The following is a 12,696-nucleotide window of genomic DNA, read 5'->3' on the forward strand; positions in this document are numbered from 1 at the left end:
GGGTTATCTCCGGGTCGGGTCGAACGTGACAGGCAGCGAGGCCCAACATGCATCGTAGTCGGTTTGCAGTTGCGGACAGTCCAGGGCGAAACGGCTTGGACGCAGCACCTGGCTGGTCTCGAACATGAACGCCATGGTGTTGTCGATTTTTGCCGGCTGAAGATCGGCGTTGATCGCCTTGGTACAGGTCTCGCCGTCCGGGCCATGGGCGCTCATGCAACTGTGCAAGGACGCGCCGCCCGGCAGGAAACCTTCGGCCTTGGCATCGTAGGCGCCCTGGATCAGGCCCATGAATTCGTTCATCAGGTTGCGGTGGAACCACGGTGGACGGAAGGTGTTCTCTGCCACCATCCAGCGTGGCGGGAAAATCACGAAATCGAGGTTGGCCAGGCCGTGAACGCTGGTGGGCGAGGTCAACACGGTGAAAATCGATGGGTCCGGGTGATCGAAGCTGACCGTGCCCATGGTGTTGAAGCGGCGCAGATCATATTTATACGGCACGTTGTTGCCGTGCCAGGCCACCACATCGAGGGGCGAATGATCCAGCTCGCACCCCCACAACTCACCGAGGAATTTCTGCACCAGGGTGGTCGGTTGCGCGAGGTTCTCGTAATGGGCGACCGGCGTCAGGAAGTCACGCGGGTTCGCCAGGCCATTGCTGCCGATGGGGCCGAGGTCCGGCAGGCGCAGCGGCGCGCCATGGTTTTCGGCGAGGTAACCACGGGCCTGCGGGTCGAGCAGTTCAATGCGAAATTTCAGGCCCCGGGGCAGCACGACGATTTCCAGCGGTGCCAGTTCCAGCACGCCCAACTCCGTGGCGATCCGCAGCCGTCCCAGTTGCGGCACGATCAGCCATTCACCGTCGGCATTGAAAAACACTCGCTTCATGGAACGGTTGGCCCGGTACTGATAAAGGCTGATGCCGGCCGGTTTGTCCGCACCGGCATTGGCCGCCATGCACACCAGCCCGTCGATGAAGTCGGTGGACTCGGCAGGAATCTCCAGCGGGTTCCAACGCAGGCGATTAGGCGTGACGTCGCCCAATGGGCCGCCCGCCAATTGCCGTTCGAGCTTGGTGAAGGCCGGGTGATTGGCCGACGGCCGGATGCGATACATCCAGGTACGCCGCGCTTCGCTGCGGGCCATGGTGAACGCCGTGCCGGAGAACAACTCGGCATAGAGACCGTACGGGGCTTTCTGCGGCGAGTTCTGGCCGACGGGCAAGGCGCCGGGCAAGGCTTCGCTGGCAAATTCGTTGCCGAAGCCTGATTGGTAAGCCAGGTCCGACGCTGGGGAATCGAGGTTCATGGAGCCTCCAGGGAATGCGGCCCGTCACTCAACGGAGTGGTTGAGGCGCACCGGGTTATTTTTATCGTAATTCGATTACGCATAACGTAATTTGCTCGACAGCGACCGTCAAGCTATAAAGACGCCCATTCGCCTCTGGACCCAGCGCCTCCATGGAAATCCCGCTCAGCAACGGTAAACAGAAAGTCCGCTCGGCCGAAGTCGGCACCGACATCCTCAAGGCCCTGGCTGAACTATCGCCCTCCACGTCGCTGTCGCGGCTGGCCGAACACGTGCAAATGCCGGCGAGCAAGGTTCATCGGTATCTGCAGGCCTTGATCGCCAGCGGGTTTGCCGAGCAGAACGCCGCCACCAACCACTACGGCCTGGGCCGCGAGGCCCTGCGCGTAGGCCTGGCAGCGCTCAACGGCATGGACGTGCTGCAAGTGGCCGCCCTGCCCCTGGCCGAATTGCGCGACGACTTGAACGAAACCTGCTTCCTGGCGGTGTGGGGCAACCATGGCGCGACCGTGGTGCGTATCGAACCCGCCGTACGGGCCGTGACCGTGGTGACGCAACTGGGTTCGGTATTGCCGCTGCTCAGTTCGTCCACGGGGCTGGTGTTCAGCGCTTATCTGCCGGAGCGCGAGACCATCGGCCTGCGCGAGCAGGAAGTGCAAGGCACCGAGCATCACGCCCTCGCCGACGACCGCGCTTATGCCGCGTTGTGCGAGCAGATTCGCAGTCGCGGCCTGCACCATGTGCATGGCTTGCTGATGCCAGGCGTGGATGCCTTGTCCGCCCCGGTATTCAATGCCGTCGGCGAGGTGAAAGCGGTGATGACGATCGTTGGACCGACCTCGCTGTTCCACGCCGACGAAAATGGCCCGGCGGCGCAACGCCTGTTGGCGGCGACCCGGGCCGTGAGTTGGCGGATGGGGTATGAAGCGAGTCCAGGATCAGCCCAGGAAATCCGGGACAATCTTGATCAGTAAATCGTTGAGGTGAGCGGGGGCCAGCCGCGGATGGAGATGACGTTCTTCGCCGCTGAAGGCAACCATATAAATAGCCTGGTGATCACCTTGGCAATGATAGGGAATATCGTTATTGCTGAAATGGTCCAGTAGATAGTCGACCAACCGCTGAGAAGACGACACCACTCGCTCACCCGTGTCATGGTGTATAAAGCCAGTGATATAGACTTTATCCAGATCGACTTCGGGCAAGTGCACTTTCAATGCGCCATGAACGTCCTCGGCGGACAATGGCATGATGGATCGCCAGGATAAATCCATCGACGGTTTTTCAGTCAGGCTGGTGACAATGTCCGCTACGATTTTTTCAAACGCTATCAAACTCAATCCCTTGATACGGTCTTGCGCGGCAAAGGAATAACGCTTGCTGAAAATGTTACTGGCGCCTTGCGTATAGTGGGGCATCTGTTGTTTTTCAACCCAGGCCATCGCCTCATCGAACAGGGTTTCGGACGATTCCACTTCAGGATTCGCAAAGGCCGCCAATGTATTCAGGTAAGTGCTGAGCGGGTTGACGCCCGACGCCTCCAGATAACGCCCCAACAACACCTGCACGGCAAAATCCACGCGAGTACGCTTCAGTGCGAGCAGTTTTTCAGAGTAAGAAGAAAATAACTGAGTGTTCATAAACATCCTTGTCATGTCATGGTCGAACTTCCTGTTCGATCCGTCGACTCAGTTATACATCAGCCAAGCCCATTACTGTAAAAAGACAAATGTAAGAACGCGTAAAGACGGCCACCCTTTTTTTCAAACTAACTCATCACCCCCATGACTTTCGCTTTCGCGACCGCTTGTGTACGCCGTTGTACCCCCAACTTGCTATGTATTCGACGCGCATGGGTTTTTACTGTGTGCAACGATATGAACAGCTGTTCGGCAATCTGTTGGTTTGAATGACCTTGTGCAATCAACTCCAGCACTTCAAGTTCCCGGTGACTGAGCAAGGTATCTTCGGCGCCAGGGGCCCGCGGTTCGATGGGCTCAGCTGACTGCGTCCAGTGCAACAGCTCAGGTTGGCGCAAACGCAACTCACGCAAGGCTTGCTGAGCCCGATAACAGGCAACTCGTTTGAGGCCCTCTTGCAGGAGCGCGTGAACCTGGCAACGATCGCTGGACAACCAGACCACTTCAACCAGCGCCAGTTGCAATTCGGTTTCCAGCCCATGCATTTCCAATTGCTGCGCCTGGGCGATCATGGCCTCCAGGCGGGCCTGCGGGTCCCGCTCCCGATGCAGGTAGACCTCGGCCAGCACCAGCAGATATTCCAGGCGCGGAATCAACTCCAGTGTCGCAGGCGGCGCGTGCTTGGCCTGCGGCCCGCGAAAATGCCGCAACACCCGGGTCAAGGCTTCATGGGCCAGTTCCGGACGTCCTTGCTGCAACCAGAATTGACAGCTGGTTTGCAGTAACACGCCGCGGTACACCGTGTCGGGGATGTGCCGCTGCTGCATGATCCGCTCGGCATCGCGCAGCTGCATGAACGCTTCAGCGTAATCACCTTGGTTGGCGGCCAGGGTCGCTTTACCGAGAAAGCCATAAAGCACTTGTTTGTCCTGGCTAAGCAGACCGGTTTCCAGGCCGGTTTGAAACTGCTCGGCGGCCAACTCGTCAAACCCCATGCGCATTGCCAGACGCCCGCGCCGCAGGGCGATACGTCCCGACAACGCCGAAAAATCCTGGCCAGGCTTATCAAGCAATGCCAGGACTGCGCTCAGCAGATGATCGGCCCGATGGGGAGCCCCACGCTGTTCCAGCACTTGGGCGTGATCCAGTTCCAGCAGCCCTTCAAACACCAGCGAGCCATGGGCCCGCGCCAGGCATAACGCCTGCCGGTTGATCCACTGGGCAGAAGCCAGTTCCCCCTTGAGCAGCGCTTGCTGCGTCAGCCCTGACAGGCACAGCAGCCGTAAGGCCCAGGCTTCTGGTTCCAGGCTGGCCTGGGCCTGGAGGAAATGCTCGCGTGCCGGTTCGCCATCGCCCGAGAGATGCAGCAGCCACCCCCGCAAGACCTGCCAGCGCGCCAGCACCTGTCGCTGCTGGCAGGCCTGGGGTTGCGGCACGAACCTGGCCAATTGCTCGATGCACGCCGAAGCCTGATCGAAGCGCCCGGCGAACAGCAGGGCCGCAGTCACCAACCCGACTGACTGTGGCGTGCCGAGCATCAACGCTTCACCTTGCTGGTCATGCAGGTTCAGCAACAGCACCACGTTGTTGCGCTGCAATACGTGCTCGAAGTTCAGGTGCTGTAAAAAGCTGACGGCGTTCTCAAACTCTTCGGCCAACATGGCTTGCTCGAATGCCATCTGCCAGTCCTGCTCGGCGGCGAACCACTGGCAGGCCCGCCGATGCCAGGAGCGCCCCTGCGGCCAAGGCTCCTCACGTACCAGCCGGGCCAGGGCCGGGAAGATCTGCAACCAGTCCGACGTCTGCTCCCATGGCTCGATGAAACATCCCAGCTCCAGCAACAAAGGCAGGCATTGCGCGCCTACGGTGTCGCCGAACAGATGCTCGCACAGCCGGGCATTGAAGCGTGGCAGATGCGCCAGCACGCGCCAGGCCTGCGCCAGATCCTGGGTCAGCGTGCTGAACAGCTCGTACTCCAGGTAGTCGACCAAGGTCCCCGGCCGTCCCGGCGTTGCATGACTGCGCGCCCATTCGCAGCGCTCCAGCAGCGTGATGCGCACCCCGGCACACCAGCCGCCACTGCGCTGAATCACCTCGCGGGCAGTGCGGGCAGCCTGGGGGCCGGGCAGATGACGCAGCAATGGCAGGATATCGTCAGGGGTGAAGAACAACGCCTGCGCATCGAACTCGTGCAACTCGTCGTCGAGCAACAGCCGCGGCCAGTTGCAGTGGGGACGGCGGCGGCCATTGAGCCACAGGTGCAACGCAGGACTGCTGCTGTTCAACAGACGATCGAGCAACTGGTCCAGCTCGGGATTCGGCACCCGGCAGTAATCATCCAGAAACAACCAGGTGGGTGCCTGCAAACGCGCCAGGTGGGCCAACAGTCCCGCTTCATCCAGCATCGGCAGCCCGAGGGCCTGGGCCAGGCGCTCGCACATTTGCACCGCGTTCAACGCCGCGCCGCCCAGTGGCAACCAATGCAGCCGACACCCGTCAGGCGCCTGCAGGAAACACTCGGCGAACAGCGCACTCTTGCCACTGCCCGCTGGCGCGCAGAGCAGTTTTACCCGCGCTTCGGAAGTCAGCAGCGGCTCGCTCAGGGACCGCCGCGGCACGTGCGTCGAGGACAGGCGGGGCAGCAATCCTGGACGGTCCGGACACGGGGTCATGGCGGTCATGTGTGAAGATCCTGTTTATTGTTATTTCACCACCCTAGTCCTGTGTCGCCGAGCTTTGGAGAAGTATTCAGCGCGCTGATTGGCGCCCATAAAAAAACGACCGGCAGGAGCGCTGCCGGTCGTTAACAAATCTCAAGCCAGAGCTTGCTTGCGCTGGCCGTAGGAGCTGCCGAAGGCTGCGAGCTTTTGATCTTTCGCTTTAGATGCAAGTGTCTTTGGAAAGATCGCAGCCTCGTTGCACTCGACAGCTCCTACACAGTTCCTACACAGCTCCTACATCCCAGCAGGGCCAAGTTCCATCGCTGCGGGTCCTCTCTATCGAACCCCGGTCGAACGCAGCGCTGCCGGTGTGTAGTCGGCGGCCCTGGCTTCGAAGTCGTACTCGTAGCTGTGTCTCTCTTCGTTCTTCATGCCCAGCGCGATGTAGCGGCCGGCGATGATGTCGTAGAGCGCCTCGAGGGTGTAGCCCGGGTTCTGATGGTCGTAGTAGAACTGGGCATGCCCCTCGGCCACCCGCCACAGTTGGCCGCGACCGTCGTAGTGATCCACCAGCGCCGCCTGCCAGCTGTCCTCGTCGAAGTACATGTGGCGCTTGGCATAGATGTGCCGCTCGCTCGGCTTGACCGTGCCGACCACTTCCCAGACCCGGTGCAACTCATAACGAGTCAGGTCCTGGTTGATGTGGCCGGCCTTGATCACATCGTCGTACTTGAGGCTTGGCGAATCGAGCTTGTAGCTGTTGTAAGGAATATACATTTCCTTCTTGCCGATCAACTTCCAGTCGTAGCGGTCCGGCGCACCGGAAAACAGGTCGAAGTTGTCGGAGGTGCGCAACCCATCGGCGGCGGTGCCCGGGCCGTCGTAGGCCACTTGCGGAGCACGACGCACGCGACGCTGGCCGGCGTTGTAGATCCAGGCCAGGCGCGGCTCCTTCACCTGATCGAGGGTTTCATGCACCAACAGCACGTTGCCGGCCAGGCGCGCCGGGGCGGTGACCGACTGCTTGAAATAAGTCAGCACGTTGCTGGCCTTTTCCGGGTCGGCATCCTTGATCAGGAACGGCACGGCGATTTCTTCTTCGAAACGGATCGGCGTGAAGCTGCCATTGGTCTGCGGTGTGGCCTGGGTGATGACACGTCGCAGATTGCCACCGTGATAGCGAGTGATGTGGTTCCACAACACTTCAACGCCGCTCTTGGGAATCGGGAAGGCGTAGTAGCGGTTGCCGGTGAAATTGGCCAGGCCATTGCCGTCGTTGATGGCGTTCACGTTGAGGGCGCTACGCTTGGCCGCCTCGTAGATCTCCGGCGGCAGGCCCACGCTGCGATGCGTCGGGTAGACCGGGATCTTGTAGGTCTCTGGGTAGCGCTTGAACATCGCGACCTGGCCTTCGGACAGCTTGTCCTTGTACTGGTCCACGGTCGCGGCGGTGATGGTGAACAGCGGCTTTTCATTGGCGAACGGGTCGGCCAAAAAGCCCTTGCTGTCCACGGCACCGGCGTTTTTCGGGATGCCGCCGGTCCAGGCCGGAATCGAGCCATCGGCATTGCCGGCTTTTTCCGCGCCCAACGGCGTAAGGCTGGTACCCAGTTTGTTCGCTTCCTCCGGCGAGACCGCCGCCATCACGTTCGCGGCCAGCAGGCTCAGGGCCAGGGCACCGCATTGCAGGATCATCTTGCGCATTGGGTTTTCCTTGTCAGCCAGATCAGAAGTTCACGCCGAAGCTCAACGCGAGGAAATCGCGGTCTTCGAGAACGTTGTAATCGCCGCCAAAAAAGTCGGTGTAGCTCAGGCTGGCGGTGTAGGTGTTGCGGTAGTCGGCATCGACACCGACGCTGATAGCCTTGGCACCTTCGTTGAACAAACCGTTGGGACCATAGCCGGCCACGTCGTGGGACCAGGAGACGTTGGGCTTGAAGTTCACCCCGCCGATCACGTTGGCGTAGTCGAGAATCGCCCGGGCGCGATAACCCCAGGACGTCGAGGTAACGAAGCCATCGGTGTCGCCATTGAACCCGTACTGGCCATAGACAGAATCGCGGCCGTAACGCAGCTTGTCCTTGGACTCCAGCCCGCCGACGTGCACCACCGCCGCCTCGCCCACCAGCGTCAGGCGTTCGGCGCCCAGTACCTGATCGACAAAATGCGTCAGGGTGCTCTGGACCTGGGTGATTTCCTTGCGCCGGTAACCGGTATTGTCCGCCCCGGCCGAGGTCGCGATGGGTGAAGCCGCGCCTCCGGCAATCGGGTTGAGCAGCGCCAGGGTCAGGTCGTTGGTGTTGAGCTGTACCGGTGCATTGGGGCGATAACTGATTTCCCCGGTCCATGCGGTGCCGGTGGGCAGCGTAGTGGCGAAACTGGCACCGTACAGGCGAATGTCTTCGGGGTATTCAAGGTAATACTGCCCGCGTCCCAGCATCACGCTTTGCGCCAGCCCCGCACCGCTACCGGGGGCCAGCCCATTGGCAATCGCAACCATTCCGGGCAACGCCGCCAGCGTCGAGAGCCCCGCCGTGGTGGTCCCGACGGTAGGCGTGCGGCTGTGGTAGTTCATGAAGTACAGGCCGTATTCGGTGTCATCGCCGAGCCAGCGCAGCGCGGTGCCCCACTGGCCGGAGTCACGGGCATCGCGGTCGCCACCGCGAGCAATGACAACGCCTTCGTCATTCACCTGGATGCCTTGGCCAAAGGCCTGGGTCAGGGGTACGAATGGCGCAATCGCCGGGCTGCCTACGGTGTAGCCACTGGTGCAACCATCGGCCACCACATCGTTACCGAAGAACGTGCCGCAGTTATCCACCACCGTCTGGTCCCACTCCAACTGGTAGAAACCTTCGATGGTGAGCTTGTCGGTCAGGCCCTGGGACGCGAACAGCATGTTCACCGGGATCAGACCTTCCTTGATCTCCGCACCGGGGCGACGGAACGCGGACACGTCCACCGGGTTGATGCTGTTGATGGAGTTGCCGATGAAAGTACTTTCCCCCCAACTGACCACCTGCTTGCCGGCGCGCACGGTGCCCGGCAAATCGGCGATGGAATAGTTGTGATAGACGAAGGCATCGAGAATCTGCGCGCCTGACGACTTGGCGCCTTCCTTGCGATTGCTGTCGCTGATGTCCTTGAACGGACGGCTTTCGTCCTTGAGTTCGAAGTCATACCAGTACTTGCCCCGCACGAACACGCCGGTATCGCCGTACTTGAGTTCGAGGTCGTGCAGGCCTTTGAAGATTTTGGAAAAGGTCTCGCCCTTCTTGAAATTCAACCGCCCATCATCACCGGTGGAGGATTGCCCCCGACCGCCGTTGACCGTGCCGATCAAGTCCTTGTCGGCATCGCGCATGCCCCAGCTTGCGCCCACGGACAGCGACGAATCGAACTGACCCTCGATCTCGCCAATGTTGAATGAAACGGCCTGCGCCTGGGCACAGCAACCCAAGGCCACCGCAGCGGCCAGCGCCTGCGGCTTGAAGATGGCGCGCATTGTTATTGTTGTCATGCGTCTTCCCCGGTGAGTGACAGAGCCTTCACCCTACTGCCGCACGCTATAGGCGATAAGCGCACCAAGGAGGTATTCGCGCTGTACCTAAAAAGGATTACAGCCCATGCGAGGCGGGCCTTTGCGCGGCGCATGGATGGACTGGATGATGGGTCATCAGCGCCGCGCATACTCATGCCCGGCCTTCGACTGTTACGCGCCCTGCAACGGTGCATGTCTGGATCCGGGCTGTTTCCCGCAAGGCTCGATGCCTATGCTTGCCGGGCTTTCAGGGTAACGGGCCTGCAAGCACTAGCCTCATGGCATCCCTCATGCCTGGCGCACCGTCTTCGGATGGATTGGCGTATCGGTCCATCATCCCGTGTGTACCGACGTTGGTTTGTAGCTCCTTTGCAACGTCACGCTTAGGCCGCTGCTTTTTGCAGCGGCCTTTTTTATGTGGAAAACCAACGCGCCTGACATGCGGGGATGAAAAGTTGGGGGGGGAAATCGAGATAACCTGAACGAAGCCTTGAAAGGCGCTTCAGCGCCCTGCCCGATCAACCGGCAAATCGAGGCGATCGAAAGGCTGGCCCTGGTCTTCCAGCAGCACGTCCATCCGCAGAAATATGACGGTGTGATGGATATCGAAACCGCCGCGAAGCGGGCGGCCCTGGGAAAGGTATTGTCCATGAGCGCGGTTGCCGCAGCTGACGGCAACCGGCCCGGGCAATGAGGCTTAGATGGCGTAGCGTTGCAGGTTGGCCATCATTTCTTTCAAGGCTTCCAGGTTGTCGTTCGGGTGCACGGCATTTTCAAAGTCGCAGATCTGCTGCCAATGGGCGGCGACGTCTTCAGGCGAAAACCCTTTGCGCGGATCGAAGCCCGCCCCCAGGCTGCGCTCCCAGCGCACCTTGCCCATCCAGCCGCCGCCCACTTCGAACAAGCCGGAGGTTTCCTGGCAGGTCTCGCTGGCCAGGTACACCACCAGCGGGCTGACGAGTTCGGGCTTGAGTTGTTCGAATACCTGCGGCGGGATCAGGCCTTCGGTCATGCGGGTGCCGCCGGTGGGGGCGATGGCATTGACCAGGATGTTGTTCTTGCGGCCTTCGATGGCCAGGGTCCGGGTCAGGCCATAAAGGCCGAGCTTGGCCATGCCGTAGTTGGATTGGCCGAAGTTGCCGTAGATGCCGGAGGTGGAAGCGGTGAAGATCACCCGCCCATAGTTCTGCTCACGCAGGTGCGGCCACGCGGCGCGGGTTACCTTGTAGGCGCCCTCGACGTGGACACGGTAGACCAGGTCCCAATCGGCGTCGTCCATCTTGTGGAACGTCTTGTCCCGCAGGATCCCGGCATTGTTGACCACCACATCGACGCGACCGAACGCATCGAGCGCGTTTTGTACCAGCTTGTCGCCATCGGTCACCGAGTCGTGGTTGGCCTCGGCGATGCCGCCCGCCTCACGGATTTCGGCGACCACCCGGTCTGCTGCCGAGGCGTTGGCCCCTTCCCCTTGAGCCGAGCCACCCAGGTCGTTGACCAGCACTTTCGCCCCTTGTCTGGCGAACAGCAGCGCATGGGCGCGCCCCAGGCCACCGCCGGCTCCGGTGACGATCACGACTTTATCTTCGAAGCGCACAGACTCACTCATGGCAGAACTCCAGCAGGCGGATAGGACAATGGGCATGAGTGTCCGGCACAAGTCGGCCGGTCACAATCAACACGGTTGCAAGTGAATGGTGGCCGATAAGGTGAGGGGATGATGCAGGCCCAGGCCACGGCGGCGCATTCGATTTCCGGCACCGCTATCGCGAGCAAGCTCGCTCCCACAAGGGATTTGCAGTGGAATGCAATCTCGTAAACACCCGCTCCCACAGATTGCTGCCGTGCCAAGTCGTCATGAACAAGCCATTTGTCGGCGCGGCGCGGCGATGGCTTCGCGAAACGCCAGGTAATGCTCGAGCACCTGCACCGGCGCCTCGGTATGCGGGTAGTGACCGATGTCGGGCAACAACACCGTGTCTGGGTTTGGAATCAGGGCTTCGTAGCGCGCCACCATGTGTTTACCGGAAATCGGGTCGACTGCGCCGTCGATCACCCGCAACGGCACGTCGCCGCGCTGCATCGCCTGTACCCAGCGATCACGCTGCACACGACGTTCGGGAATATAGGCGATGAGCTTGTGCATGATCCGCGGGCCACGATTGGCTTCTACCAGGCTCCAGAAATCATCCAGCTCGCTTTCAGTGGGGCCGGTGCCGGGGCCGAAAATCTGCCGGAAACTGCTGACCAGACTTTCCCGGGAGAACGCCCGCCCCAGCAGCCACCCCAGGGGGCTGAGCAAGAGTTTCTGGGCCCAGACCGGATGATGGGTTTCCGGGAACAGGCCGCCATTGAGAAAGACGCAACTGGCCAGGTGGATGCGTGCTTCGTAATGCCGTGCCAGCAGCTCCTGGGCCACGCTGTCACCGTAATCGTGGGCCAGCACATGCAGCGCCCCCCTCACATTCAGGTGCGCCAGCAAGGCCTGTTGCAGATCGGCCTGCTCCAACAGGCTGTAGACGTGATCCGTCGGTTTGGCGGAGTCGCCGAAACCGAGCATGTCACAGGCGATCACCCGGTAGCGTTGCGCCAACGGTTGCCAAAGGTAATGCCAATCCCAACTGGCGGTAGGAAAACCGTGGATCAGCAGCAGCGGCTCGCCCTGCCCGGCCACCCAGTAACGGATGGCATGGCCACGGAACATGAATATCTGGCTGCGCTGGCGCCAGATACGCAGGGGAATCTGGGCCAGGGCCATCAACTTCTATACCCGGCGTCTTGCTGATCGAGCTTGCGCAGCAACGCCGGCCAGGCCAACGCGCCGCCCATGCCTTGGGCGCTTTTGGTCACCCCGGCGATCATCGCCCGGGCGCCGGCCAGGATCTGCGGCTCGATGGCAATCAGTTCGGCCCCGCCGCTCTGCGCCATGACCTGGATGTCACAGGCACGTTGAAAGGTGAACATCATCAGGAAGGTATCGGCGATGGTCCCGCCGCAGGTCAGCAGGCCATGGTTGTGCAGCATCAGGAAGTTGCTCTCGCCCAGGTCCGCCTGCAGGCGAGCCTTTTCTTCGTGATTCAAGGCCACCCCTTCGTAGGCGTGATAGGCCAGGCTCGACAGCACGAACAGCGATTGCTGACTGATCGGCAGCACCCCCTGCTTCTGGGCCGATACCGCCACGCCAGCGGCGGTATGGGTGTGCAGCACACAGGCCACATCATGGCGCACCTCATGCACCGCGCTGTGGATGGTGTAGCCGGCCGGGTTGATCTCGTAGGGGCTGTCCATCAACTTGTTGCCGGCCTGATCGACCTTGACCAGGCTCGAGGCGGTGATTTCATGGAACATCATCCCGAACGGGTTGATCAGGAAATCCTCGGTACCGGGAACCTTCGCCGAAATATGGGTGAAGATCAGGTCATCCCAACCATGCAACGCGACAAGCCGATAACAGGCGGCAAGGTCCACCCGGGTCTGCCATTCGGCCGCACTGACCTGATCCTTGATGCTGAGTGTCGTTTGGATGGGTGCTACGCTCACGGCTCTG

At 61.1% G+C, this 12,696-nt stretch carries 10 protein-coding genes; 2 read left to right on the plus strand and 8 right to left on the minus strand.

Annotation, left to right across the window (positions count from 1 at the left end):
* Positions 1-3 precede the first annotated feature (3 nt).
* Positions 4-1,308: a homogentisate 1,2-dioxygenase gene (gene hmgA / locus GFU70_RS23645; RefSeq protein WP_058543589.1), complete on the minus strand. Its 1,305-nt coding sequence runs from the start codon at positions 1,306-1,308 to the stop codon at positions 4-6.
* A gap of 152 nt (positions 1,309-1,460) precedes the next feature.
* On the opposite strand from hmgA, the gene GFU70_RS23650 reads away from it, so the two are divergent.
* Positions 1,461-2,282, plus strand: a complete 822-nt coding sequence (locus GFU70_RS23650) for an IclR family transcriptional regulator (protein ID WP_058543588.1) — start codon at positions 1,461-1,463, stop codon at positions 2,280-2,282.
* On the opposite strand, the gene GFU70_RS23655 is transcribed toward GFU70_RS23650, so the two are convergent.
* From GFU70_RS23655 to GFU70_RS23670, 4 genes are all read right to left on the minus strand, one after another.
* Positions 2,247-2,948 (minus strand): hypothetical protein, encoded by a 702-nt coding sequence (locus tag GFU70_RS23655; protein WP_153388888.1) that lies wholly within the window; start codon positions 2,946-2,948, stop codon positions 2,247-2,249. The two genes, GFU70_RS23650 and GFU70_RS23655, sit on opposite strands and share 36 nt — an antisense overlap.
* Positions 2,949-3,076: 128 nt before the next feature.
* Positions 3,077-5,629 carry a helix-turn-helix transcriptional regulator gene (locus tag GFU70_RS23660; RefSeq protein WP_153388889.1) on the minus strand — a complete coding sequence of 851 codons (2,553 nt, stop codon included), beginning with the start codon at positions 5,627-5,629 and terminating at the stop codon, positions 3,077-3,079.
* Between the two features lie 315 nt (positions 5,630-5,944).
* Complete coding sequence (locus tag GFU70_RS23665; protein WP_058543585.1) at positions 5,945-7,312, minus strand: DUF1329 domain-containing protein; 1,368 nt, start codon at positions 7,310-7,312, stop codon at positions 5,945-5,947.
* A gap of 22 nt (positions 7,313-7,334) precedes the next feature.
* The gene (locus tag GFU70_RS23670; protein ID WP_153388890.1) at positions 7,335-9,128 is read right to left on the minus strand and encodes a DUF1302 domain-containing protein; all 1,794 of its coding nucleotides are present in this window, start codon (positions 9,126-9,128) and stop codon (positions 7,335-7,337) included.
* A 511-nt stretch (positions 9,129-9,639) separates the two neighbouring features.
* Between GFU70_RS23670 and GFU70_RS23675 the strand changes: the two genes are divergently transcribed.
* On the plus strand, positions 9,640-9,843 hold the full coding sequence (locus GFU70_RS23675; RefSeq protein ID WP_116641354.1) for a hypothetical protein: 204 nt from the start codon (positions 9,640-9,642) through the stop codon (positions 9,841-9,843).
* A gap of 3 nt (positions 9,844-9,846) precedes the next feature.
* Here GFU70_RS23675 and GFU70_RS23680 read toward each other — a convergent pair whose 3' ends face one another.
* The 3 genes from GFU70_RS23680 to GFU70_RS23690 all read right to left on the minus strand — a co-directional run bounded on the left by GFU70_RS23680 (position 9,847) and on the right by GFU70_RS23690 (position 12,689).
* Complete coding sequence (locus tag GFU70_RS23680; RefSeq protein WP_058543582.1) at positions 9,847-10,758, minus strand: SDR family oxidoreductase; 912 nt, start codon at positions 10,756-10,758, stop codon at positions 9,847-9,849.
* A gap of 246 nt (positions 10,759-11,004) precedes the next feature.
* Positions 11,005-11,907 carry an alpha/beta fold hydrolase gene (locus tag GFU70_RS23685; protein WP_058543581.1) on the minus strand — a complete coding sequence of 301 codons (903 nt, stop codon included), beginning with the start codon at positions 11,905-11,907 and terminating at the stop codon, positions 11,005-11,007.
* Positions 11,907-12,689 carry a class II aldolase/adducin family protein gene (locus GFU70_RS23690; RefSeq protein ID WP_058543580.1) on the minus strand — a complete coding sequence of 261 codons (783 nt, stop codon included), beginning with the start codon at positions 12,687-12,689 and terminating at the stop codon, positions 11,907-11,909. Before GFU70_RS23690 ends, GFU70_RS23685 begins: the two co-directional genes overlap by 1 nt.
* Positions 12,690-12,696: the final 7 nt, after the last annotated feature.

Origin of the sequence: Pseudomonas brassicacearum (genome assembly GCF_009601685.2) — a bacterium.
Lineage (GTDB): Bacteria > Pseudomonadota > Gammaproteobacteria > Pseudomonadales > Pseudomonadaceae > Aquipseudomonas > Aquipseudomonas kilonensis_B.

Coding starts and splice junctions, on each gene's coding strand:
- hmgA (WP_058543589.1), bottom strand. CDS start 1,308: ATGAACCTCGATTCCCCAGCGTCGGACCTGGCTTACCAATCAGGCTTC.
- GFU70_RS23650 (WP_058543588.1), top strand. CDS start 1,461: ATGGAAATCCCGCTCAGCAACGGTAAACAGAAAGTCCGCTCGGCCGAA.
- GFU70_RS23655 (WP_153388888.1), bottom strand. CDS start 2,948: ATGAACACTCAGTTATTTTCTTCTTACTCTGAAAAACTGCTCGCACTG.
- GFU70_RS23660 (WP_153388889.1), bottom strand. CDS start 5,629: ATGACCGCCATGACCCCGTGTCCGGACCGTCCAGGATTGCTGCCCCGC.
- GFU70_RS23665 (WP_058543585.1), bottom strand. CDS start 7,312: ATGCGCAAGATGATCCTGCAATGCGGTGCCCTGGCCCTGAGCCTGCTG.
- GFU70_RS23670 (WP_153388890.1), bottom strand. CDS start 9,128: ATGACAACAATAACAATGCGCGCCATCTTCAAGCCGCAGGCGCTGGCC.
- GFU70_RS23680 (WP_058543582.1), bottom strand. CDS start 10,758: ATGAGTGAGTCTGTGCGCTTCGAAGATAAAGTCGTGATCGTCACCGGA.
- GFU70_RS23685 (WP_058543581.1), bottom strand. CDS start 11,907: ATGGCCCTGGCCCAGATTCCCCTGCGTATCTGGCGCCAGCGCAGCCAG.